The following is a 23,057-nucleotide window of genomic DNA, read 5'->3' as shown; positions in this document are numbered from 1 at the left end:
TTCGCCTTTGCTGGCAAAACAAACTCAGCCTCAAGCAAAGAAATTCTAAACCTTCAAACTTCTTTGCATAAGATTTTCTATCCCTTCCTTTTTTAATTTAAAAGCCTTGATTACAGGTCTATGCCTGCTTCAGGCTCTTTTTCAGCAGCCAATCCGTATCAGCCTTGTCACCAACCATAAAACGGTGCTGACTAAAACGCTCAAAACCATATTTTTTGTATAAGGCCTGCGCCTTAAAATTATATTCCCAGACACCAAGCCACACCCAGTCACAGCCTGAGGCATAGGCTTTCTCCAGAGCAAATTCTAGTAACTTTTTCCCTAAACCCTGTCCTTGGAAGGCTTTGAGAATATATACCCGCTGAATTTCGATGGCATTATCAAGCTTTTGTTCAGTCTGAGCTGACCCTTGATTAAGTTTGAGAAAACCAACGATACTGCCATCTATTTTAAGAAAATAGTTTTGAGATTCAGGATCTGTCAGCTCTTTAGATAAAACAGCGATTGATAAATCCGAGTTAAAAAATGCCTGCAGTTGCTCCTCAGTATTATCGTGCCCGAAGGTCTCACGAAAGGTTTTGATGGCAAGCTCTCTTAAAGTCTCAACTTCTTCTAGTAAAATAGGTTCAATTGTTATCATTTAAACTGCTCCGTAAAGCGGCTGTCACCTTGATAGAAGCCGCGGATATCATTAATTCCATAGCGCAGCATGGCAATTCGTTCCTGACCAAGACCAAAAGCAAAACCTGAGTATTCTTCAGAGTCTACACCAGCCATCTCCAGGACTCTTGGATGAACCATACCAGCCCCGAGAATTTCAATCCAGCCTGTTTTCTTGCAGACATTGCAGCCTTTACCGCCACATTTAAAACAAGAAACGTCTACTTCAACAGAAGGTTCTGTAAATGGGAAATAGGATGGACGCAGGCGAATCTTGCGATCTTCACCAAACATCTTTTTACTAATCATCTCAAGCGTACCTTTAAGATCACCCATAGAAATATTTTTACCAACGACCAAGCCTTCAATCTGATGAAATTGATGAGAGTGTGTCGCATCATCCGTATCACGGCGGAAAACACGTCCCGGTGAAATCATCTTAAGCGGACCCTTTGAAAAATCATGCTTATCCAGAGTACGTGCCTGAACAGGACTGGTATGTGTCCGAAGCAAAATATCTTCAGAAATATAGAAAGTATCCTGCATATCACGCGCCGGATGGTCTTTAGGCAGATTCATACGTTCAAAGTTATAATAATCTTGCTCTACTTCATAACCATCAACAACCTGAAAGCCCATTCCCAAGAAAATATCTTCTATTTCCTCAGTTACTTGGCTGAGAACATGACGGTTCCCCACCGAAATCTTGCGGCCTGGCAGTGTGACGTCTAAAGATTCAGATTCTAATTGAGCCTGAATCTTAGCCGCTGCAAGAATCTTGCCCTGCTCTTCAAAAGCCTTGGTCAAGACATCGCGCACCTCATTAACCTGTTTACCGACAACAGGCCGCAGTTCATTGGGCAGATCTTTAAGTCCTTTTAAGAGTTCTGTCAAAGAGCCTTTTTTACCCAAAACCTTAACACGCAAATCCTGCAGTTCCTTAGCATTTTCAGCCTTGATGGCCTGCAACTGAGCCTGCGTGCTCTTTTTTAATTCTTCTAATTGTGCTTGTAAATCCATACTTCCTCCATCTACAAAGTCTAGGCAGAACTTGATACCAACAGCCAAGCTGCTAGGTAACATGTCTTGCAGGCTATTAAAAAACCGCCTGCCATCACTCACATCGGAGCGTTGACACGCGGTACCATCCGTTTTTATCCAGCATCTGCCGGACCTTAATTTCCAAGTCTGCTGCCTGAGTGAATTCACTAAACTTTCATCCAGCGAGCTTCCAGTCACGGCTCGCATTCCCTGTCAGACTACCATAAAGTTACTAATCTCATAGACTTTCTTTATTCAATTGTAAACATTTTATCAAATTTCAAAGACTTTCACAATAGCCACTTTAAAATTAATGCTCAATAACCAATAAAAATCAGATACAAAACAAGTGCAGTGCTTTTTATGACACTGTATCAACTTCCTTCAGTTTGACAGAGACAATCTTTGAAACACCTGATTCCTGCATGGTTACACCGTAAATACTGTCAGCCGCAGACATGGTTCCCTTGCGGTGGGTAACAACGATGAACTGGCTGGACTTGTCAAAACGGTTGAGATAATCGCCAAAGCGTTTGACGTTAGCCTCATCGAGGGCTGCCTCAACCTCATCCAAAATAACAAAAGGAATGGTCTTCACACGAATAATGGCAAATAAAAGTGCTAAGGCAGACAGAGCCTTTTCGCCACCTGACATCAAGTTGAGCGACTGAATTTTCTTGCCTGGCGGCTGCACGGAGATTTCAACACCAGTGGTCAGAAGATCTCCTTCTGTCAGCAGCAAATCAGCACTGCCGCCACCAAACATCTGCGTAAAGGTCGTCTTAAAGCTTTCCCGAATAGCTTCAAAGGTCGTCTTAAAGCGCGCCTTCACTTCATTATCCATGTCATGAATCGTACTCAGTAAAAGATCTTTGGCACGAACCAGATCATCTTTTTGCCCATTTAAAAACTGCAAACGTTCAGACACTTCTTCATATTGACCAATAGCATCCAAATTGACCGGTCCCAGCTGTTTGATTTGTTTTTCTAACTGTCTTAGATGAGCCTTGGCAGCTTCTGGATTATCCACCGCCTGAGCCTGTTTTTTCGCCTCATCCAAGCTCAGCTGATAATCTTCAGCAAGATTTCCAGCAAAATGGCGCAATTGATCAGATATCTGGTCAATCTTAGCTTCGAGCTGGGTCTGACTGCGGATTAATGCTTCGTTTTTCTCATTGGCTTTTAAAAGACTGGCCTCAATTTCTTCCAACTGGGCTTCACAGTCTTCTAATTCAAAGCGATAACGAATCATAGCTTTTTCATTATCTTCTTTTTTAGCTTGACTGGCAACTAGCTGCTGTTCAAGGGCAGGCAGACGTTTTTCATCCAAGTCCTCTTCTTGGCTGTTTAGGAGCTGAGTCATGTCGGCTTCGTTTTTTTCCAATTCTGCCAAATCAGCAAGTAATCGGTCTAAATTGCTCTTTTCAAACCTCTGACTATTGGCCAAATCGCGTTCAGAGAGACGCAGAGCAGACAATTCTTGACTGAGAGCTGCCGTTTTTTGTTGGATACTGTCCTTGTTTTCCTTGAACTGGGCAATTTCTTGGCTGAGCTTTTCCTTATCTACTGCTATTTTTTGAAGAATCTGCTCCAGCTCCTCTTTTTCTTTGTCCAAGTCATGAACAGACTCCGTACTATCAGACTGAGTCAGCTGTTCATAAAGAAGGGTCAGTTCTTCTAGGCGGGATTGCAGTTGCTGATACTCCAATTCTGCCTTTTGCTCAGACAGTCTGGCCTGATTTCCCTCCTCTCGAAGCTCCAGCAGCTTCGCCTTCTGGTTATCCAAGTCCTCTTTGACTTGATTTACCTTTTTTTCCTGCTGGACTTGCTGCTCTTCTAAAAGAGCCAATTCCTTGGTCAAACTGTCCAATTCTGGTTTGATAAAGGTACTGTTATTTTGGCGGTTAGCACCTCCTGAAAAAGAACCACCTGGACGAATTTCTGTTCCATCAAGTGTTACCAGACGCACTTGATAGCGCAGTTTGCGCGCCGCCTGATTGGCATGGTCAAGGCTGTCAAAAACAGCGGTGACTCCCAATAAATTGCTAAAAATCCCTTCCAAGCGCGGCTCAAAGCTTACCAAATCACGTGCTAAACCGAGAAAACCTTGACTAGATAGTAATGCAGCCTGATTTTGTTCCGACAGGCGCCGCGGTTTAATCGTAGTCAAAGGCAGAAAGGTAGCCCGCCCTTGACGATTTTGCTTCAAAAAAGCAATGGAGCGTTTAGCTGCCGCTTCATCCTCAACAATGATATTTTGACTGCTGCCACCTAAAGCAATTTCAAGAGCTGTCTGATACTTTTTATCAAAGGTCAAATGCTCACTAACAGCACCGACAATCCCTTGAATGCGGTCTGCCTGCTGCAAAACTGACCGGACACCAGCGTAAAAATTACTGTGATTCTTTAAAATAGACTCTAAACTGTGCTGCCGCGCTCTTTTCTCCTTCAGTTCGTCCAGCATGGTAAACATTTGATCCTGCTGCTTATTGTAGTCAGCTTCCAGATTTTGAACAAGCTGTGCTGCCTTCTGATAATTTGCCAATAACTCTTGAACTTTGGATTTAGAAGCTTTTAGGACTTCTGCTTCCTTTTCTGTCAGCTGTTTGGTCTTATCTAAATCTGCTTTTAATTGCTTAATTTCAGCGGTCTTATTTGCTGACTCTTGCTTTTGATTTTCGATCTCAGCCTTTAAAATAGTCAGCTGATTAGAGCTGTCTGCTTCTTTTTGCATGAGCTTGACAAAATCTTCCCGCAGATTTTCAATCATTTGATCAGGATTGGTTGAAAAACGGGATAATTCAGCTTCCAAGTCCTCAATTGCCTGCTTTTTTTGCTGGCTTTTTGTTTCTAAATCGGCTAATTCACCTTCTTTCTCAGCAATCTCAGCTTTAAGAGTATCTTTTTGAACTACTAGCTGAGACAAGCGTTCCTGAGTAGACTGTTTTTTTTCCGCTTTTTGACTGGACTCAAGTTTAATGAGCTCAATCTTTCGTTCATAATCACTGATGAGTCGGGTCACTTCAAGCAGCTCAGCCTGCTTTTGGTCAATCTGCTGAGACAGATTGTGACGTTTCCCCTTCAACTGCTGATTCTTAGTCTCTAGCTGCCCACGCTCCTGATAGTAGGCTTGCAGGTCTTCCTTAATGCCCATTAAGCGGTTTTGATGAGCTTCTAGCTCTTCTTTATGATGCAAGATTTGGTAAACCAGCAAATCCAGATGCTTTTCCTTGCGTTCTGCTTCTAAAACTAAAAATTCTTTAGCCGTCTTAGCCTGTTTCTCCAGCGGTTTAATCTGTGTTTCCAGCTCATAGATAATATCATCCAGACGGTCCAAATTGTCCTGGGTCTGATTTAGCTTGGATTCAGTTTCTTTTTTACGCGTCTTATATTTTAAAACACCGGCTGCCTCTTCAAAAATAGCACGGCGCTCTTCAGGCTTGCTGTTAAAGATTTCTTCAACCCGCCCTTGGGAAATAATCGAAAAAGAATCTCTGCCTAGGCCCGTATCCATAAACAAATCATGAATATCACGCAGGCGGACCTTTTTACCATCAATCAAGTAATCACTGTCACCATTGCGGTAAATATGACGCTCTACCCGAATTTCTTTTTGAGCCTCTTTAATAAAGCCGTCACTGTTGTCCAAAACAACAGTGACCTGTGCATAATTGAGGGGCTTTCTGTTCTCAGTTCCCGCAAAAATAACGTCTGGCATCTTGCCGCCGCGCAGACTCTTGGCGCTTGATTCCCCTAGAGCCCAGCGCAGGCTCTCCGTAATATTGCTCTTGCCAGAACCATTGGGGCCAACAACAGCTGTTACACCCCTGTCGAATTCAACCTTGGTCTTGTCAGCAAAGGACTTAAACCCCTGCATTTCAATCTCTTTTAAAAACATTAGGAACCTCGCTGGAGTTTTTCAAGTGCATTCTTAGCGGCCTCTTGTTCTGCCAATTTCTTGGAGCGGCCTGCTCCCTTGCTTAGTTTCTTATGATTCACGGCAACAGAAACTTCAAAATACTTGGCATGGGCTGGACCTGTTTCTTTTAAGACTTCATAGTCAATTAAAACATCACCATCAACCTGCAGCATCTCCTGTAAAGCCGTCTTATAATCCGTCACCCGTTCATAATTGCCATTTTCAACCTGCGGAATAACAACCTGACCTAGGAAGTCCTCGACAGCTTCAATGCCTGCATCCAGTAAAAGGGCGCCCAAAAAGGCTTCAAATAAATCGCCCAGAATGGTTGCCCGCTTGCGACCACCGGATTTCTCTTCACCCTTACCTAATTTGATGTAACGATCAAATTCACAATTTTTAGAAAAACCAGCCAAACTCTCTTCTCGAACAATCATTGAACGCATTTTGGACAAGTCCCCTTCAGCCTTTTTAGGGTACTTCTCAAACAGATAACGAGAAATGGTCAATTGCAGAACGGCGTCTCCTAAAAATTCCAAGCGTTCATTATGTGAAATGTTTAGGAGGCGATGTTCGTTAGCATAGCTGGTATGCGTAAAAGCCGTTCCCAGCAGTTCCTTGTCAGCAAAAACAATGTTAAAATCTTCTGCCAATTTTTTTTCTAGTGCTTTCATATAAATCCTTTCTTTTGTTGTCAGACCATTCTATTATAGCAAAAATTACTCAGAACGGCTAATTCTGAGTAATCCCATGTTTATTCTTTCTTGTCAGGAATAACCCTGAAAAGATAGTAGGTAATGAATAACGTTAAACAAAACAAAGCTATTTTCACCCAAACTAGAGGAGCAAAATAAATCGAAATAGCCATCAAAAGATAAATCTGCAGGATAATCTTTTTCTTGCGACTAGCCGAGATACTTTTACTTTCTGCATAATCAGCTACATAGAATTGATAAATTCTGCTTGAACGCAGCCACTTTTCAAATCGTTTAGAACTTCTAGCAAAACAAAAGCCAGCCAAGAGTAAAAGCGGCGTTGTCGGAAGGATAGGAAGAATAATTCCCGCTAATCCGACAGCTAAACTTGTACAGCCTGCTATTAAATAAAATAAACTTTTCATAAATCGTCTATCTAAATCTTTGTCAAAGGCAGAGGAGTGTCAGGCGAGGTATCATAAATTTTAAAATCATGACCCACAGCCAAGTCTGCCTGCATAAGAGCATTTTCCATGGTCATATGAGCCAGTTCCTTAATATTATTTTCCTTACTAAGGTGACCTAGATAGATTTTCTTGGTTTTATTTCCCAGAGTTCTAATCATGGTTTCTGCACCATCATCGTTTGATAGATGTCCCTTATCGGACAAGATCCGCTGTTTTAGACGCCAAGGATAGGCACCAGAACGCAGAATTTCAATATCATGGTTGGATTCAATCAGATAGCCATCAGCATTTTCAATAAGACCGGCCATCCGGTCACTGACATAGCCTGTATCTGTCAGCATTACAAAGCTCTTTCCGTCTTTCATAAAACGATAAAACTGCGGTTTGACAGCATCATGGCTGACACCAAAACTCTCAATATCAATGTCACCAAAGGTCAGCGTTTTTCCCATCTCAAAAATATGTTTTTGGCTGCTGTCAACTTTGCCGATAAGGCCATCCATAGCCTGCCAGGTTTCTTCATTGGCATAAACATCCAAGCCGTATTTTCTGGCCAAAACACCGACCCCATGAATATGATCCTTATGTTCGTGCGTAATTAAAATAGCATCAACATCATCCAATTTCCGATCAATGCCTGCCATCAGCTGACTGATTTTCTTTCCCGAGAGCCCTGCATCAACCAAAATTTTTTTCTGAGGAGTTTCAAGATAAAAACTATTACCACTTGAACCAGACGCCAGAATACTGTATTTAAAACCTGTTTCTGTCATGATTCGTCTTCATCTTCCTCCCATTCCTCAATCGTACCATTGTCACTTTCATAAGGCAGAACAATTGTAAAAGTTGAACCTTTGCCTTCTTCACTGTTAGCCCAAATAAAGCCCTTGTGCTGTTTAATAATTTCTTTAGCAATTGCAAGTCCTAAGCCGCTGCCGCCCTGTGCCCGGCTTCTCGCCTTATCAACCCGATAAAAGCGGTCAAAGATAAGCGGAAGATCCTTCTTAGGAATCCCCAAACCTTGGTCAGATATGGAGAGAATGACCTGCGTATCGGTTGTCTGCATATTCACAGTAATCTTGCCGCCATCAGGTGAATATTTAATCGCATTGTTTAAAATATTATCAACCACCTGGGTCATCTTATCTGTATCAATTTCAATCCAGACAGAACTATCAGAGTAATCTCTAACAATATCATAAACCTTGCTGCCTGACTGTTGACTTTGAATCTGGTCAAAGCGATCCAAAATATAATTCATAAAAGCTGTGAAATTAGTCAGCTCAACATCCAAACGGCTAGTCTGATTATCAATCCGCGACAGGCTGAGCAAGTCTGTAATCATCCGCATCATTCGGTTGGTCTCATCTAGCGAGACCTTTATAAAGCTCGGAGCAACCGATTCAGTCAGAGCACCATCATCCAAGGCCTCCAAATAGGATTTTACAGAGGTCAGCGGTGTCCGCAGCTCATGGCTGACATTGGAAACGAAAAGACGGCGTTCGCGCTCTTCTTTTTCCTGCTCAGTAGCATCATGCAAAACAGCAATCAAACCCGAAATAAAGCCGCTCTCACGCCGATTCAGAGCAAAACGAATCCGCAGAGTAATAAATTCATCATACTCATCGCGGCGGTTTAGGACAATCTCAGGCGTCTTAGTGATTAAGTCATTATAAGTATAGCTGTCATCATCCAAAATATCAATAATATTGTACTCTAGAGCCTCTTCGAGTGTCAGATTAAGCTGTTTTTGAGCCATATCATTAATCATGGTAATTTTTCCGCTGCGGTCTGTCGCCAGCACCCCATCAGTCATGTATGCCAAAATACTGGTCAAGCGATTTTTTTCCTGAGCCAGATTTTCATGGGTCAGCCGAAACACCTCAGACAGATCATTGACATTTCTAACCAGATCTGACAACTCAGGGTTAGCCTTAAACTTTAATTTCTCAGTATAGTCACCAGCAATCAAAGAGCGAACCTTAGCATTTAACAACTTAATGTGATTGTTGTTCTTGTATTCTCTGTAATTGAGAAAGACAAAATAGATAAGGAGCAGAGTCAGTAAAACTGCTAATAATATTCGTAAAAATAAAGGGCTTGATTCAAAAGTATTAGTCATATGATTTCATATAATAACCGACACCGCGCCTTGTTAAAATATATTCAGGACGGCTCGGTGTATCTTCAATTTTTTCACGTAAGCGGCGGACAGTTACATCAACGGTTCTGACATCACCAAAATAGTCGTATCCCCAGACAGTTTCAAGCAAATGCTCACGGGTCATCACTTGACCAGTATGGGTCGCCAAATGATGCAGCAGTTCAAATTCGCGATGTGTCAGCTCTACTTCTTCACCGTGTTTTTTGGCTACAAAAGCATCCGGCAGAATCTGCAGATCCCCAATGACAATCTCAGGCATTCCTGAAGCATTTTCTTCGGCTACAGCCGTCTCAATATTTTCTGTCCGACGAAGGTGTGCCTTAATCCGAGCCAGCAACTCGCGGTTTGAGAAGGGCTTAGTCACGTAGTCATCCGCACCAATTTCAAGTCCGATAACCTTATCAAATTCACTGTCCTTGGCTGAAAGCATAATAATAGGTACATGACTGCTTTTTCTAACTTCTTTGGCTACTTCGAGACCGTCTAATTCCGGCAGCATCAAATCGAGGATAATTAAATCAGGATTTTCCTCTTCGTACTTACTAAGTGCCTCACGTCCGTCAAAGGCCGTAATCGTATCATAACCTTCTTTTGCCAAGTTAAACTTAATAATATCAGAAATTGGCTTTTCATCATCAACGATTAAAATTTTTTTCATCATGAATACCTCACTCTATGGTTCTAAAAAGAGTGTCATAAAAATAAGCGGGAAATTTCAAAAATCAACACATTTTTTAATAATGCCTGACTTTTATTTCAAACTTATTAGAATTTCTCTGTAACAGAACCATTCTTATTTTACTTCAAACCTTATTGTCTAAAGTAATCTCCTTACGATTATATCAAAATCACCAACAAATGAAAACCAACAAGTTTATTTCAAATATTATAAAAAGTTATCTTACTGAATTTTCTGATAATATTTGACAAGTCAGATTTTATATGATAGGATAATTGTACAATGTTAGAAAATCTAACAATGAATTTATGTTCAACAAGGAGAGGACTATGGCGCTGATTACCTTCAAAAATGTCGAAAAATACTACGGGGATTACCATGCCCTTCGCAATATTAACTTAGAAATCGAGAAAGGACAGGTTGTCGTTTTGCTTGGGCCGTCTGGTTCTGGCAAGTCTACGCTGATTCGTACAATCAACGCCCTTGAATCTATTAACTCCGGTGAACTTATCGTTAACGGCCATGAAGTTACTAATGCTTCTAATAAAGATTTGGTTCAGCTGCGTAAGGAAGTCGGCATGGTTTTCCAGCATTTCAACCTCTATCCTCATAAAACTGTGCTAGAAAATGTGACATTAGCACCCATAAAAGTTTTAGGAATGGACAAAGACAAGGCCAATGCCATCGCCGAAAAATATTTAACCTATGTTAATATGTGGGATCGCAAAGACTCCTATCCAGGTATGCTCTCTGGCGGACAAAAACAACGGATTGCTATCGCCCGCGGACTTGCCATGAATCCAGAGCTCCTGCTCTTTGATGAGCCTACTTCTGCACTTGACCCCGAGACTATCGGTGACGTTTTAGCTGTTATGAAAAATCTGGCTTTAGAAGGAATGAACATGATTGTGGTTACTCACGAAATGGGCTTTGCCCGGGAAGTTGCTGACCGCATCATCTTTATGGCTGATGGTGAGATTCTTGAAGACACAACCGATGTCAGAGGTTTCTTTGAAGATCCAAAAGATCCACGAGCCAAGCAATTCCTCAGCAAGGTCATCAATCATACCAGCGACCGTGTTACTGCTAAAGAGCAAAGTAATGAAGGAGAAGGCTTATGAAATTTAAAAGAATAGCAGTTGCTGTCAGTCTCCTTTTAATTCTGCTTATCAGCTTGGCAGGCATCCAAAAGGTTTCTGCAGACACAGCCAAAGAGGTCCAAAAAATTCAAAAATCCGGCGTTCTAAAGGTTGGTGTTAAGCAAGACGTGCCTAATTTTGGCTATTACAGTGCTGAAACCGGCAAATACGAAGGTATGGAAATCGACGTTGCCCGCAAGATTGCCAAATCTCTGGGAGTTAAACTAGAGCTCGTTCCTGTTACCACACAGACACGTGAACCGCTTATGGATAATGGACAAGTCGATCTTATTATCGCTACTTACACTATTACTCCTGAACGTCAGGCTTCCTACAGTATTTCTAAGCCTTACTATTACGATCAGATTGGTTTTTTGGTTCGCAAATCCAGCAAAATCTCAAAAATCTCTGACTTAGATGGTCTGACTATCGGGGTTTCTCAAGGTGCAACGACCAAGGTCAGCTTAGAAGCTTATGCTAAAGAACATCATTTAAAATTTAAGTATGTTCAGTTAGGAAGTTACCCTGAATTAGCTGTTTCTCTCTACTCTAAGCGTATCAATGCCTTTTCGGTTGATAAGTCAATTCTAACCGGCTATGTCAGCAAGCAGTCACGCTTGCTTAAGGCAGGCTTCAATACACAAGAGTATGGAATCGCTACGAAAAAATCAAATACCGGATTAACTAAATATGTCAATCAGTTACTCGATAAATGGTCAGCTGACAAGAGTCTGGAAAAGATTTACAACAAATACAATCTGGAATCAGCTAAACCAGACCGTCAGAAGTAATTGAACACGGCTACGACACTGAGCTAAAAGCGTCGAGAAAAAGATAGCCTGCCTTATGCGCAAAGCGCATGGCGGTAGGCTCCTATTTTCTTCTCGCTTTCTTAACGCCCTTTGCGACACTTCGTTTGGTTAGTCGATTTTACTAACCAAACGAAGTTAGTGGGAGAGGCAGCCAATTCACTATGGTGATTGGCGTTTGTTATCAAGTGCAAAGCACTTAGATAACAATCCTCTGCTGTATCTTATGTAATTGAACACGGGCTAAAATCCTAGTAAAAAAGATAAACTTCCTTGTGTCTTAGCGACACGGCGTCAGTTTCCTATTTTTATACGGATTTCTTCACGCCCTTTGTATCTTAATTAAAGGAGACATTATGATACTACTTACAACAACCTCTGGACCTTTTGCCTTGAGCCGCTGGGGGGCCTTCTTTGCCAACTTCGGAGAATTCTTAAAAGGTTTTTTGTATACCCTTGAAATGTCAATTCTTGCCCTGCTTCTTTCTTTGCTTTTAGGCATTGTTTTCGGGGCAATGGGATCTTCTAAAAACAAGGTTCTTAAAGGATTGGCTCGTGTCTATGTTGAGGTTTTTCAAAACACTCCCTTGCTCGTACAGTTTGTTTTTGTTTACTATGGCTTAGCTATTCTTACAAACGGAGCTGTCATGATTTCAGCCTTTTTCACAGCCGTTCTCTGTGTGGGCGTTTACCATGGTGCCTATATTGCAGAAGTCATTCGTTCTGGTATCGAATCGGTTCCTAAAGGGCAGACAGAAGCAGCCTTATCTCAAGGATTCACCTATCGTGAAACCATGAGTCTGATTATTCTACCGCAAGCTGTCCGGACAATTCTACCGCCGATGACAAACCAAGTGGTTAATCTTATCAAGAATACCTCAACGGTTGCTATTATTTCTGGTGCAGATATCATGTTCACAGCCAAGGCCTGGGCCTATGATACAACCAACTATGTTCCAGCCTTTGCTGGCGCTGCTCTTCTTTACTTTATCATGTGCTTCCCGCTTGCAACTTGGGCGCGCCGTAAAGAAGAAGCCAACAAAAAAGCCTATAATTTATAAAGGGAGGTTAAGTAATGAAAGAACTCTTAACATCAACAAATATCAAATTCTTACTTGAGGGTTTATGGTTAACACTCTATATCTCCTTTATTTCTATCGTCCTGTCAACGATTTTCGGCACTATCTTAGCCGTTATGCGTAATGGTAAAAACAAACCTCTCAAATGGATTGCCAGCATTTATATCGAATTTGTCAGAAATGTTCCCAATCTTTTGTGGATATTCATTGTTTTCTTAGTCTTTCAGATGAAGTCAACACCTGCTGGTATCACGGCTTTTACCGTATTTACCTCTGCTGCTTTGGCAGAAATTGTCCGCGGTGGCCTCAATGCCATTGATAATGGACAGACAGAAGCTGGTCTGGCACAAGGATTTACCCAGTTTCAGATTTTCATTTATATCGTTTTCCCGCAAGCTATCCGAAAGATGCTGCCTGCCATCATTTCTCAGTTTGTAACGGTAATTAAGGATACGTCCTTCCTTTATTCTGTTATCGCCCTCCAAGAGCTGTTCGGCAAGAGCCAAATTCTCATGGGACAATATTTCGAAGCCAATCAGGTTTTTGCGCTTTATGGTATCATTGCAGCAACTTATTTTGTCATCAACTTTATCATTTCAAGCTTCTCACGCCGTCTGGCTAAGCGTTGGGAACAGGCTGCTGACTAAAAAATAAAATCTTCATTCAAATACAGTAAAAAGTGCCGGATTAACAGTGATGATCTCTGTTAATCCAGCACTTTTTTTGATCTTCAATTGGTCCTAACCTGACCTGTGGCATAGTCAAAGGTTAAACCATTTTGAACATTAGGAATAAAGACATTGAATTCTAAACTGCCATCAGAAGATTTTGCCTCTAAATGGCGGCCACTTGCTAAAATATTATTACCTTCGTAAACAAGGGTCACACGGTAGCGAACACGCTTATGGCGATCTAAAGCTCTTCTAATCATCGTTTCATAATAATTCTGACCAGTTGAAGCTTTACTGCTGGCTTGATTAGACCAAGCCGTCTGGGTTGCCACATTTTTCGGATTGCTTGTTGACGCATCAAAGCCTTTTAAACGGCCAATTAAAGCATAGGCCAAGAGATGGCCGCGATCAACAGCATGATCATAGTCCCCATTCAACCCAGACAGCTGATGCCAGCCTGCAGGCCGCCAATCGCTTGTCCCATTCCCTGTTTCTTCGCGGTTTCTGTACTGGCGTGTTGCCTTGGTCAAAAGTGCATTGGCAACTGTTGGAACAAGCTCTCCCTGAACTGTTTTTGTCTGATTGTCAGCATAAGGAAGACTGGCAACATCTGCCTTCAGACTTGTCTTGTTATGATTGATGATAAAAGCACCAGCCCCATTCCATTCAATATGGGAGCCTAGCGATTGCCTAACAGAAGCTGTCAAAACAGTATTGGCTAATTCCTGACTGGGAGCCATTTGACTGCTTGGCGAGCTATTTGGGGAGTTGTTGGGAGCCTCTTTTTTTCCAGTTACCAACTGAGCCACTTGCTTTATCGGATTGCTGTCAGCAAGACGGTCATCTGTTGCAACATGAGTCAAAAGCAACACAAGCAAAGCTGCAACCAGAGACATCAGCAATTTGGTTTCTTTTTTCTTAGACCTGTAATTCCTTCTCACCATAAAGAGTCTCCTTATTATTCCTAGATATGCCAGTAAAAAAGCAGGGAAGCCCTACTTTCCTGTAAATTTATCAATAATTGACTGCCACTTATCCCAAGATAAAATGGCTAAGGAATTTTTACCTTCACCAATGAAGCTGTAACCAAACATCAGGCCAAGAGCTAAAAAGACAAGGCATAAAAGGGTAATAAGAACAATAAAGGCCAATTGATTGCGAACATATTTCCAGCCATTAGTCATAATCATTCTCCATTAACACGTTGAATTGTTGCACCTAGTTTAGCTAACTTATCATGAAATTGAAAGTATCCGCGGTCTAAATGATTTAAATTACCAACAATCGTCCGTCCGTCAGCTACCATTCCAGTCAAAATCAAGGCAGCGCTGGCACGCAAATCGGTTGACATTACTTGTGCTCCTTGAAGCTGGCGACCACCGTGAATCATAGCAGTATCTCTCAAAATTTCAGACGTCAGGCCCATTCGGCGCATTTCTTCCAAATGCTGGAAACGATTTTCAAAGACAGTCTCAATCATGGTAGATTCTCCCTGAACGACAGCCATTAAAGCTGTAAATTGAGCCTGCATATCAGTCGGAAAACCAGGATGCGGCATGGTCTTCACGGTGACTGGCTTTAACTTGGTCACATCAGAGACCACTCGAATCCCTTCATCTTCTTCAGTGACCTGCACTCCCATTTCTCTCAACTTAGAAATAAGCGGGCGGTTATGCTCCCAAACAGCATCTCTAACCAAAACATTGCCACTGGTCATGGCGGCAGCCACCATGAAAGTCCCTGCCTCGATACGGTCCTGAACAACACTGTGTTTAGCACCATGCATTTTGTCAACACCGATAATGGTCAGAGTTTCAGTACCTGCACCGACAACTCTAGCTCCCATTTTATTGAGAAGGTTAGCCAAATCAACAATTTCAGGCTCACGCGCAGCATTTTCAATAATTGTCGTTCCTTCTGCTAAGGTAGCAGCCATCATCAAATTTTGCGTTGCACCGACACTAGGAAAGTCCATATAGATATTAGCACCCTTCAAACGGTCAGCACTGGCTGTAATATCCCCGCCGGCCTGCTCAATTTTAGCTCCCATAGCTTCTAGACCCTTAAGGTGCAAATCAATAGGACGGCTTCCGATTGTGCAGCCCCCCGGCATAGAAACCTTAGCATGACCATTTCTTGCCAAAATTGGCCCCAAAACAACAATGGAAGCACGCATTTGACTAACATATTCATAGGGAGCCACATCAAGAATATCTCCCGTCGCATCAATCCATATCTGGTTGTTTGCTTCATCAAAGTCCACTTTGACATTAAGACCCCGCACAACATTATTCATTGTAAACACATCAGACAGAATCGGAACATTTTCCAAAAGCGTCTGACCTTCAGTTGGCAAAATAGCAGCCGCTAAAAGAGGCAGAACTGCATTTTTAGCGCCTTCAATAATAACGTCCCCCTTAAGCTGTGTTTTCCCGCCTTCAATAATAATTTTATCCACGAATTTCTCCATTCACTGTATTTTATTCCTGCATTATATCATAATAAACTATTCAGACAATTAATTAGACCGCAAAAAAGAGATCCTGACTCAAAGAAATCACAGACCAAATAAAAGTGCTGGTCATATAACCTACTGCAATGCTGATAAATAATAAAAATAATTTTAAACGCGTAACATTTTCAGAACTATTTTTAATTATTTTTGACCAATCAAACAGATTAACAAGTAAATTATAGAAAATAGCTATAAAAATCAAATGGCTGATCAGCATTACAACATTATTTAAAATATCCATGAATCCATTATACCAAAAAAGGAGGTAAGACAGAACCTGAAAACTTAGATTTTCAGTTCACAGTCTTGCCTCCTAAAATGTTAAGGCTTAAAAGCTGATAAAATCAGCCTATTAGCCCCAGACAATCTTTTAATGATTATTAAGAAAAGTAATTTTTTACTTTCTTAGCAATTCTTATTTAGAACCAACATTAATTCGGTTAAGCGCACGCCTGAGAGCAACCTGAGCACGCTGCACTTCATCAATACGATGATGTTCTTTGGCTTCTTCAATTTCTTTTTCTGCTCGGATTTTAGCACGTTCAGCTCGAGATACATCAATATCGCGCTCACGTTCAGCTGAGTCGGCAACAATGGTCACAACATTATTCTTGATTTCAAGAATGCCGCCATTAACTGCTACCCAGTCCACATGTTTGTCATCATCAATACGTCTGATTTTCATTTCGTGAACTTCCAGCGGCGCCATTAAATTCTCATGATTAGCTAAAATTCCCATTTCGCCATCAAGCGTTTTTACCAGAATAAATTTAGCATGGTGGTCATATTTTAAACCGTCAGGCGTTACGATTTGTACAGTCATTTCTGCCATTAAATCACCTCATTAAAAGCCCATCTTTTTAGCCTTTTCAACGACATCCTCAATAGCACCGACACTGCGGAAAGCATCCTCAGGAAGGTCATCGTATTTTCCTTCAAGAATTTCTTTAAAGCCGCGGACTGTCTCAGCAACTGGTACATAAGAACCAGGCTGACCGGTAAATTGTTCCGCAACATTGAAGTTTTGCGAGAGGAAGAATTGAATGCGACGAGCACGACCGACCAGAGTCTTTTCTTCATCAGATAATTCATCCATCCCAAGAATGGCAATGATATCCTGCAGTTCACGATAGCGCTGCAGCACATGCTGTACTTCTGTCGCTACGTCATAGTGTTCCTGCCCAACGATTTCAGGTGAGAGAGCACGAGAACTTGATGCCAAAGGGTCAACAGCCGGATAAATACCCATTTGCGTCAGACGACGTTCAAGATTGGTTGTTGAGTCCAAGTGAGCAAAGGCTGTTGCTGGCGCAGGATCCGTATAGTCATCAGCAGGGACATAAATAGCCTGAATTGACGTAACAGAACCTTTTTTCGTTGATGTAATCCGTTCTTGCAGCTGACCCATTTCAGTCGCCAAGGTTGGCTGGTAACCAACAGCAGAAGGCATACGACCTAAGAGGGCCGAAACTTCAGATCCCGCTTGGGTGAAACGGAAGATATTGTCAATAAAGAGCAAGACATCCTGTCCTTCAACATCACGGAAGTATTCAGCAATGGTAAGACCAGTAAGAGCAACCCGCATCCGAGCTCCAGGCGGTTCATTCATCTGTCCAAAGACCATAGCCGTCTTTTCAATAACGCCAGATTCCTTCATTTCCCAATAAAGGTCGTTACCTTCACGTGTACGTTCACCAACACCAGTAAAGACTGAGATACCGCCGTGCTCTTGAGCAATATTGTGAATCAGCTCCTGAATCAAAACGGTCTTACCAACTCCGGCACCACCAAAGAGGCCGACCTTCCCGCCTTTAAGATAAGGAGCCAAAAGATCGATAACCTTAATCCCAGTTTCTAGAATTTCAGTTGAAGTAGATAAGTCATCAAATGCCGGTGCCTTTTTATGGATAGGCTGCCGTTCAGCCTCTTCTGAGAAAGGTTCATTAAGGTCAATGGTGTCTCCAAGAACATTGAAAACACGGCCCAGAGTTTCCTTACCGACTGGTACACTGATGGCACGGCCTGTGTCAAAGACTTCAAGACCGCGTGTCAGACCGTCTGTTGACTCCATGGCAATGGTACGCACAAGGCCATCGCCAAGTTCAAGAGCCACTTCAAGAACGATTCTTTGCTTTTTATCGCCCTCTTTATAAACAACCAATGCATTATTAATCTCAGGAAGTTTATCATCTGCTGCGAATGCAACATCAACAACAGGACCGACTACCTGAGCAATTTTGCCTGTGCTCATTTTCTTCTCCTTAAAACTTAAGATATATGGTAGAGGATTGTTATCTAAGTGCTCTGCACTTGATAACAAACGCCAATCACTATAGTGAATTGGCTACCTCTCCCACTAACTTCGTTTAGTTAGTAAGATCGACTAACCAAACGAAGTGTCGCAAAGGGCGTGAAGAAAGCGAGAAGAAAATAGGAGCCTAACGCTATGCGCTTTGCGCATAAGGCAGGCTGTCTTTTTCTCGACGCTCTTAGCCCGTGTTCGATTTTATAGAGAGATTAGTCTAGGGCGTTGGCACCCGCAACAATCTCTGTAATTTCTTGTGTAATCGCTGCCTGACGCACACGATTATATAATTTGGTTAAATCTTCAATAACCTTATCAGCATTATCTGTTGCTGTCTGCATAGCTGTCATACCTGCTGCATGCTCTGCTGTTTTCGCATCAATAATTGCACCATAAATCAGGCTTTCTGCATACTGAGGCAAAAGTTGCTCTAAAATAGTTTCCCGATTAGGTTCTAGCTCGAAGCCGGTTACATTGCCCTCACTGGCTTCATCTGCATCCAAATCTGAAATAGGAAGCATCTTTTCAACACGTACCTGACTAGTCAAACTATTGATATGATGCGTATAACAAACATAGAGTTCATCAAAAATTTCATTTTTGTACATTTCAACTGATTTTGAAATGATGCGGTTAACCTCTTCAAAACTTGGATTGTCTTCCAAGCCGCGCAATTCAAAGGCAACAGGAATATTGCGAGCCTTGAAAAAATCAGAGCCCATGCCGCCGATAGAGATAATAGTGTAATCACTGCCATCTGGATGATAATCCTTGATAGTATCCATAACAGCCTTGAGGATGGTTGAATTGTAAGCTCCAACCAAGCCTTTATCTGAAGTAATAACGATATAGGCTGTCTTTTTAATTGGCCGTGATATCAGCATGGGATTAGTTGATCCCTTGGTTAGATCCGAATGCAGCAAATCTGTTGTAATTTGACGGATTTTAGAAGCATAGACTTGAAAATTTTTAGCAGCTTGTTCAGACTTCACCAATTTAGCAGAAGAGACCATCTTCATGGCACTTGTTATTTTACCTGTTTTTTGCGTTGAAGTGATTCTCACTTTAATTTCACTAAGAGAGCCTGCCATATTAGATCCCTCCTGTATTAACTAAATTGTGACTGATCTTTAAAGCTTTGAATGGCATCATCCAAAATAGATTCTTCTGGAAGGTCTTTTGTCGTCCGAATCGTTTCAAAGATATCATTGTAATGTGAATCAAAATAATCAAACATATCATCTTGGAAAGTCAAAATATCATTGACAGGGATATTATCCAAGAAGCCGTGCGTCAATGCGTAAAGGATAAGCACTTGTTTTTCAACAGCCAGCGGTTTATGCAGACCCTGTTTAAGCACTTCTACCGTACGGCGACCGCGGTTGAGCTTGGCCTGTGTTGCAGAATCAAGATCCGAACCAAACTGCGTAAATGCCTCAAGTTCTCGGTAAGAAGCCAGGTCCAAACGCAGAGTCCCTGCTACCTTTTTCATAGCTTTAATTTGAGCAGAACCGCCGACACGAGATACTGAAGAACCCGCATCAATAGCTGGACGGATACCTGAATTAAAGAGATTTTCCTGAAGGAAGATCTGACCATCAGTGATCGAAATCACATTCGTCGCAATATAAGCTGAGATATCTCCTGCCTGTGTTTCAATAAAAGGCAGAGCTGTAACAGAACCACCGCCTAACTCATCTGAAAGTTTAGCGGAGCGTTCTAAGAGTCGGCTGTGAAGATAGAAAACATCACCCGGATAAGCCTCCCGTCCTGGCGGACGGCGAAGAAGAAGCGAGAGTTCACGATAGGCTACTGCTTGTTTTGACAGGTCATCATAAACAATCAAGGCATGTTTGCCCTTATACATAAACTCTTCTGCCATGGCGACTCCGGCATAAGGAGCAATATAAAGCAGAGGTGACGGCTGTGAAGCAGAGGCCGTTACCACGATAGTATAATCCAGAGCCCCATATTTACGAAGAACTTCCACTTGACTGCGAACTGTGGACTCTTTTTGACCGATAGCGACATAGATACAAATCATATCCTGACCTTTTTGATTAATGATTGTATCAATAGCAATCGAGGTCTTACCTGTCTGGCGGTCACCGATAATCAATTCGCGCTGACCTCGGCCGATTGGCACCAAAGCATCGATGGCTTTGATTCCTGTTTGCAGAGGCTCAGACACAGACTGACGCTGCATAACTCCGGGAGCTGGTGTTTCAACAGGACGGGTGTCCTCTGTCGCTATTTCTCCCAGCCCATCAACAGGCTGGCCAAGCGGATTAACAACACGGCCGATAAGTGCTTCACCAACCGGTACTTCCATAATTTTTCCAGTACGCTTAACTGTATCGCCTTCGCGAATACTGTCAAAATCTCCCAGAATAATGATACCAACATCATTAGATTCCAAGTTTTGCGCCATGCCAAAAGTTCCATTGCCAAATTCAAGGAGCTCTCCGCTCATAGCATTATCTAAACCGCGGGCACGAGCAATACCATCCCCGACATAAGTAACAACACCAGTCTCTGTGACATCAAAATTTGGCTGGAAGTTTTCAATTTGCTTTTTAATTAAAGCGCTAATTTCTTGTGCGTTAATTGCCAAAAATTACACCACTTTCTATTTCAGATTCATTTTTAACTTTTGTAATTGGCTGCGAATACTAGTGTCAATTACCTTATTATTCGCCTTAAGGATAAAGCCGCCAATGATCTCTTCATCAATTTTTTCAATAAGATTTCGCTTGGTCAAATTAAATTTCTTTTCAGCTAGTGCACTCAGCCGCTCTTTTTGGCTATCTGTGAGAGCAACAGCTCCTGTTACCTCAATATCAAAGGTCTGAGTTTTAATGCTGAGCTCCTTCAAAACCTCTTCCATAATAGGCTTGAGCAAGCTCTGACGCTCATTTTGCAGAATTATCTCAAGAAAATTTTTCATATAATCTGAACTAGACTCTTGAAATAACCTAACCAAACGAGTCTTCTCAGACAGACTGACAGCTGTACTAACTAAGAAATTCTGCACTTTTTTATCATCAAGGACACTTAAAATGGCTTTAACATCATCGTAGATGTCAGCTGTTGAATCTTTATCAATGGCCACATCTACGAGACTCTTTGCATAGGTTTCCGTTAAAGCCTGCGTTTTTTTATCCATTAAGCATCTCCTAGTTTATCTAAGTAGCTGTCAATCAAGTCGCTCTGAGCTGTTTTATCAAGATTTTTTGCCATGATTTTTTCAGCTAAGAGGATAGTGAGATCTGCCACATCAGTTTTAACGCTGGACAGTGCTTCTGCCTTGCTGGTAGCAATATCCTGATCAGCCTTGTCTTTAAGACGACTGGCTTCTTCATGAGCTTCTGTCACAATTTTAACTTCTTGAGCCTTGCCAGTTTCCTTAGCATTCTCAATAATTTGGGCAGCCTCATCCTTGGCCTGATTTAATTCAGCCTGACGCTTATTTTCTAAAATCTGAGCATTTTGACGTGCATTTTGGGCATCATCAATGTCTTTTGAAATTTTTTCTTCCCGAGCTTTAAAAATAGCAGTAATTTGAGACCAAGCAAACTTCTTAATAAGAACAAACAGAAGAACAAAAGACCCTGTAGCAATAATAAAATTTCCAACGAACTGTTCAACTGATACTGACATTTATTCTCCTTTCTTATTCTCCATTAACTTTTTTACTCAAATATATAGACGTCAGCAGGGTGAAAACATAACCTTGCAAACATGAGATAAAGACAGAAAAAGCTGTCCACATCAAGTTAAGGGCAAGAGCAACGGGAGAAGCAAAAAGACTAAAGTCGGCTAATCTTAAAATAAGACCTGTGACAACTTCTCCCGCATAAATATTCCCATAAAGACGCAAAGCAAGGGATGCTAAATTAGTTACTTCTTCTAATAGATTCATCGGTGTCATTCCAATAGGTGTAATAAAGGCCTTAAGATAGCTTTTCAGCCCACGGCGTCTGATACCTTCAACATGGATGATGATGGTCACAAAAAGGGCAAGACCAAAGTCATACATCATATTAGAAGTCGGTGATGTCCATAAATTATACTTACTTGTTTCAATCCTGCTCATTAATCCAAGATTATTAGCAAAAGCGATAAAGGTAAATAAGGTAAACAGGAAAAGCGAATAGCGCTTCCCGTTTTCTTCACCTAAATTTTCCTTGGCAATTCCTGTTACAAAATCATAGAGATATTCTAAGACATTTTGTTTACCCTTAGGCTTTAACGTCATATGACGGCTAGCCCAAAAGACAAATCCAAAGACAACAAGAACTATTAAAAGAGACATGGCAAGTAAGGTCAAATCAAATGTTACCGGTCCAAAACTAATTGTTGGTGTGTTTGATTCCAACTAACTCCCCCCTTTTCTAAACAGACAAGTTACAAATCTTTTATTTAAGAAGAAATGTCATGCCAAGGGTAACGAAGAAGGTACCTTCGATAAAGGCAACACCCAGAATCATAAGAGTTCTTAACTGACCAATAATTTCAGGCTGACGAGCTGCTGCTTTAAACAAGTTACCTACCAAGTAACCTTCTGCCAAACTAGCACCAAAACAGGCTAAACCAAGAGCCATAATACCTAAACTCATTTTGAATTCTCCTTTTAAATTTTTTTACTTGTTTAGTTTATTCCTATTTTCAGTGTTTGTCAACGAAAAGTAAAAATTGTTTGCGCTTTCCTGACCTTTAAATTTAACCGCTTCCTTTAAACCTCTATTTTCATCGAAAAAGCTTAAAAATCCCCTTAAAACCTGTATTTTTAAATTAAACTTCTATCTAACCAACCAGTATCGCTAAAATAGGACTAATTCAAAAAATCTGGCCACCTTTTGAAGCGGGAAAAAGAACCAGCAAAACTAGTATTAGCCACCCAACGAACCTATA

Annotated in this window: 24 protein-coding genes; 4 read left to right on the top strand and 20 right to left on the bottom strand. The window is 41.5% G+C overall.

What is annotated here, in order from left to right:
* Window positions 1–118 precede the first annotated feature (118 nt).
* The 8 genes from SCSH_RS08585 to yycF form a co-directional block, all read right to left on the bottom strand.
* Window positions 119–640, bottom strand: a complete 522-nt coding sequence (locus SCSH_RS08585; protein ID WP_057491477.1) for a GNAT family N-acetyltransferase — start codon at window positions 638–640, stop codon at window positions 119–121.
* Window positions 637–1,680: a phenylalanine--tRNA ligase subunit alpha gene (pheS, locus tag SCSH_RS08580; RefSeq protein ID WP_057491476.1), complete on the bottom strand. Its 1,044-nt coding sequence runs from the start codon at window positions 1,678–1,680 to the stop codon at window positions 637–639. The genes SCSH_RS08585 and pheS overlap by 4 nt, the downstream gene beginning before the upstream one ends.
* 382 nt (window positions 1,681–2,062) lie before the next feature.
* Window positions 2,063–5,599: a chromosome segregation protein SMC gene (smc, locus tag SCSH_RS08575; RefSeq protein WP_057491475.1), complete on the bottom strand. Its 3,537-nt coding sequence runs from the start codon at window positions 5,597–5,599 to the stop codon at window positions 2,063–2,065.
* Window positions 5,599–6,294, bottom strand: a complete 696-nt coding sequence (gene rnc, locus SCSH_RS08570; RefSeq protein ID WP_057491474.1) for a ribonuclease III — start codon at window positions 6,292–6,294, stop codon at window positions 5,599–5,601. Before rnc ends, smc begins: the two co-directional genes overlap by 1 nt.
* An 80-nt stretch (window positions 6,295–6,374) precedes the next feature.
* Window positions 6,375–6,740 (bottom strand): YbaN family protein, encoded by a 366-nt coding sequence (locus tag SCSH_RS08565; protein WP_057491473.1) that lies wholly within the window; start codon window positions 6,738–6,740, stop codon window positions 6,375–6,377.
* An 11-nt stretch (window positions 6,741–6,751) separates the two neighbouring features.
* Window positions 6,752–7,555, bottom strand: a complete 804-nt coding sequence (gene walJ, locus SCSH_RS08560; RefSeq protein ID WP_057491472.1) for an exodeoxyribonuclease WalJ — start codon at window positions 7,553–7,555, stop codon at window positions 6,752–6,754.
* Complete coding sequence (vicK, locus tag SCSH_RS08555; RefSeq protein WP_057491471.1) at window positions 7,552–8,904, bottom strand: cell wall metabolism sensor histidine kinase VicK; 1,353 nt, start codon at window positions 8,902–8,904, stop codon at window positions 7,552–7,554. Before vicK ends, walJ begins: the two co-directional genes overlap by 4 nt.
* Window positions 8,897–9,604, bottom strand: coding sequence for a response regulator YycF (yycF, locus tag SCSH_RS08550; protein WP_027975693.1), 708 nt, complete (start codon window positions 9,602–9,604; stop codon window positions 8,897–8,899). The genes vicK and yycF overlap by 8 nt, the downstream gene beginning before the upstream one ends.
* A 350-nt stretch (window positions 9,605–9,954) precedes the next feature.
* Here yycF and SCSH_RS08545 point away from each other — a divergent pair, with 350 nt between their 5' ends.
* From SCSH_RS08545 to SCSH_RS08530, 4 genes are all read left to right on the top strand, one after another.
* Complete coding sequence (locus SCSH_RS08545) at window positions 9,955–10,746, top strand: amino acid ABC transporter ATP-binding protein (RefSeq protein ID WP_057491470.1); 792 nt, start codon at window positions 9,955–9,957, stop codon at window positions 10,744–10,746.
* Window positions 10,743–11,555: a transporter substrate-binding domain-containing protein gene (locus tag SCSH_RS08540; protein WP_057491469.1), complete on the top strand. Its 813-nt coding sequence runs from the start codon at window positions 10,743–10,745 to the stop codon at window positions 11,553–11,555. The genes SCSH_RS08545 and SCSH_RS08540 overlap by 4 nt, the downstream gene beginning before the upstream one ends.
* 374 nt (window positions 11,556–11,929) lie before the next feature.
* Window positions 11,930–12,634: an amino acid ABC transporter permease gene (locus tag SCSH_RS08535; RefSeq protein ID WP_057491468.1), complete on the top strand. Its 705-nt coding sequence runs from the start codon at window positions 11,930–11,932 to the stop codon at window positions 12,632–12,634.
* Window positions 12,635–12,648: 14 nt separating this feature from the next.
* The gene (locus SCSH_RS08530; protein ID WP_057491467.1) at window positions 12,649–13,299 is read left to right on the top strand and encodes an amino acid ABC transporter permease; all 651 of its coding nucleotides are present in this window, start codon (window positions 12,649–12,651) and stop codon (window positions 13,297–13,299) included.
* 83 nt (window positions 13,300–13,382) lie between these two features.
* Here the strand turns inward: SCSH_RS08530 and SCSH_RS08525 are convergent, their stop codons facing one another.
* From SCSH_RS08525 to SCSH_RS08470, 12 genes are all read right to left on the bottom strand, one after another.
* Complete coding sequence (locus tag SCSH_RS08525; RefSeq protein WP_057491466.1) at window positions 13,383–14,267, bottom strand: DNA/RNA non-specific endonuclease; 885 nt, start codon at window positions 14,265–14,267, stop codon at window positions 13,383–13,385.
* A gap of 51 nt (window positions 14,268–14,318) precedes the next feature.
* Window positions 14,319–14,507, bottom strand: a complete 189-nt coding sequence (locus tag SCSH_RS08520; protein ID WP_057491465.1) for a DNA-directed RNA polymerase subunit beta — start codon at window positions 14,505–14,507, stop codon at window positions 14,319–14,321.
* Between the two features lie 2 nt (window positions 14,508–14,509).
* Window positions 14,510–15,781 carry a UDP-N-acetylglucosamine 1-carboxyvinyltransferase gene (gene murA / locus SCSH_RS08515; RefSeq protein WP_057491464.1) on the bottom strand — a complete coding sequence of 424 codons (1,272 nt, stop codon included), beginning with the start codon at window positions 15,779–15,781 and terminating at the stop codon, window positions 14,510–14,512.
* Between the two features lie 64 nt (window positions 15,782–15,845).
* On the bottom strand, window positions 15,846–16,079 hold the full coding sequence (locus SCSH_RS08510) for a DUF1146 family protein (protein ID WP_057491463.1): 234 nt from the start codon (window positions 16,077–16,079) through the stop codon (window positions 15,846–15,848).
* A gap of 174 nt (window positions 16,080–16,253) precedes the next feature.
* A complete protein-coding gene (locus SCSH_RS08505) occupies window positions 16,254–16,670 on the bottom strand; it encodes a F0F1 ATP synthase subunit epsilon (RefSeq protein ID WP_057491462.1) in 417 nt (138 codons plus the stop codon).
* Window positions 16,671–16,682: 12 nt separating this feature from the next.
* Window positions 16,683–18,089 (bottom strand): F0F1 ATP synthase subunit beta, encoded by a 1,407-nt coding sequence (gene atpD, locus SCSH_RS08500; RefSeq protein ID WP_057491461.1) that lies wholly within the window; start codon window positions 18,087–18,089, stop codon window positions 16,683–16,685.
* A 266-nt stretch (window positions 18,090–18,355) separates the two neighbouring features.
* The gene (locus SCSH_RS08495) at window positions 18,356–19,234 is read right to left on the bottom strand and encodes a F0F1 ATP synthase subunit gamma (protein WP_057491460.1); all 879 of its coding nucleotides are present in this window, start codon (window positions 19,232–19,234) and stop codon (window positions 18,356–18,358) included.
* A 17-nt stretch (window positions 19,235–19,251) separates the two neighbouring features.
* Window positions 19,252–20,757, bottom strand: a complete 1,506-nt coding sequence (gene atpA, locus SCSH_RS08490) for a F0F1 ATP synthase subunit alpha (protein WP_057491459.1) — start codon at window positions 20,755–20,757, stop codon at window positions 19,252–19,254.
* Between the two features lie 15 nt (window positions 20,758–20,772).
* Window positions 20,773–21,309 (bottom strand): F0F1 ATP synthase subunit delta, encoded by a 537-nt coding sequence (locus SCSH_RS08485; protein ID WP_057491458.1) that lies wholly within the window; start codon window positions 21,307–21,309, stop codon window positions 20,773–20,775.
* Window positions 21,309–21,803 carry a F0F1 ATP synthase subunit B gene (gene atpF, locus SCSH_RS08480; RefSeq protein WP_057491457.1) on the bottom strand — a complete coding sequence of 165 codons (495 nt, stop codon included), beginning with the start codon at window positions 21,801–21,803 and terminating at the stop codon, window positions 21,309–21,311. The genes SCSH_RS08485 and atpF overlap by 1 nt, the downstream gene beginning before the upstream one ends.
* Window positions 21,804–21,816: 13 nt before the next feature.
* On the bottom strand, window positions 21,817–22,521 hold the full coding sequence (gene atpB, locus SCSH_RS08475) for a F0F1 ATP synthase subunit A (protein ID WP_057491456.1): 705 nt from the start codon (window positions 22,519–22,521) through the stop codon (window positions 21,817–21,819).
* A 40-nt stretch (window positions 22,522–22,561) separates the two neighbouring features.
* A complete protein-coding gene (locus tag SCSH_RS08470) occupies window positions 22,562–22,762 on the bottom strand; it encodes a F0F1 ATP synthase subunit C (RefSeq protein ID WP_057491455.1) in 201 nt (66 codons plus the stop codon).
* Window positions 22,763–23,057: the final 295 nt, after the last annotated feature.

Origin of the sequence: Streptococcus orisasini (assembly GCF_001431045.1) — a bacterium.
Classification (GTDB): Bacteria; Bacillota; Bacilli; order Lactobacillales; family Streptococcaceae; genus Streptococcus; species Streptococcus orisasini.
The sequence above is the reverse complement of the archived record's forward strand: the minus strand, read 5'-3'. Positions and strand labels throughout refer to the sequence as shown.

Coding starts and splice junctions, on each gene's coding strand:
- SCSH_RS08545 (WP_057491470.1), top strand. CDS start 9,955: ATGGCGCTGATTACCTTCAAAAATGTCGAAAAATACTACGGGGATTAC.
- SCSH_RS08495 (WP_057491460.1), bottom strand. CDS start 19,234: ATGGCAGGCTCTCTTAGTGAAATTAAAGTGAGAATCACTTCAACGCAA.
- SCSH_RS08565 (WP_057491473.1), bottom strand. CDS start 6,740: ATGAAAAGTTTATTTTATTTAATAGCAGGCTGTACAAGTTTAGCTGTC.
- SCSH_RS08525 (WP_057491466.1), bottom strand. CDS start 14,267: ATGGTGAGAAGGAATTACAGGTCTAAGAAAAAAGAAACCAAATTGCTG.
- pheS (WP_057491476.1), bottom strand. CDS start 1,680: ATGGATTTACAAGCACAATTAGAAGAATTAAAAAAGAGCACGCAGGCT.
- smc (WP_057491475.1), bottom strand. CDS start 5,599: ATGTTTTTAAAAGAGATTGAAATGCAGGGGTTTAAGTCCTTTGCTGAC.
- yycF (WP_027975693.1), bottom strand. CDS start 9,604: ATGAAAAAAATTTTAATCGTTGATGATGAAAAGCCAATTTCTGATATT.
- SCSH_RS08585 (WP_057491477.1), bottom strand. CDS start 640: ATGATAACAATTGAACCTATTTTACTAGAAGAAGTTGAGACTTTAAGA.
- SCSH_RS08510 (WP_057491463.1), bottom strand. CDS start 16,079: ATGGATATTTTAAATAATGTTGTAATGCTGATCAGCCATTTGATTTTT.
- vicK (WP_057491471.1), bottom strand. CDS start 8,904: ATGACTAATACTTTTGAATCAAGCCCTTTATTTTTACGAATATTATTA.
- atpF (WP_057491457.1), bottom strand. CDS start 21,803: ATGTCAGTATCAGTTGAACAGTTCGTTGGAAATTTTATTATTGCTACA.
- walJ (WP_057491472.1), bottom strand. CDS start 7,555: ATGACAGAAACAGGTTTTAAATACAGTATTCTGGCGTCTGGTTCAAGT.
- SCSH_RS08505 (WP_057491462.1), bottom strand. CDS start 16,670: ATGGCAGAAATGACTGTACAAATCGTAACGCCTGACGGTTTAAAATAT.
- SCSH_RS08470 (WP_057491455.1), bottom strand. CDS start 22,762: ATGAGTTTAGGTATTATGGCTCTTGGTTTAGCCTGTTTTGGTGCTAGT.
- atpD (WP_057491461.1), bottom strand. CDS start 18,089: ATGAGCACAGGCAAAATTGCTCAGGTAGTCGGTCCTGTTGTTGATGTT.
- SCSH_RS08530 (WP_057491467.1), top strand. CDS start 12,649: ATGAAAGAACTCTTAACATCAACAAATATCAAATTCTTACTTGAGGGT.
- SCSH_RS08485 (WP_057491458.1), bottom strand. CDS start 21,309: ATGGATAAAAAAACGCAGGCTTTAACGGAAACCTATGCAAAGAGTCTC.
- SCSH_RS08535 (WP_057491468.1), top strand. CDS start 11,930: ATGATACTACTTACAACAACCTCTGGACCTTTTGCCTTGAGCCGCTGG.
- rnc (WP_057491474.1), bottom strand. CDS start 6,294: ATGAAAGCACTAGAAAAAAAATTGGCAGAAGATTTTAACATTGTTTTT.
- SCSH_RS08520 (WP_057491465.1), bottom strand. CDS start 14,507: ATGACTAATGGCTGGAAATATGTTCGCAATCAATTGGCCTTTATTGTT.
- SCSH_RS08540 (WP_057491469.1), top strand. CDS start 10,743: ATGAAATTTAAAAGAATAGCAGTTGCTGTCAGTCTCCTTTTAATTCTG.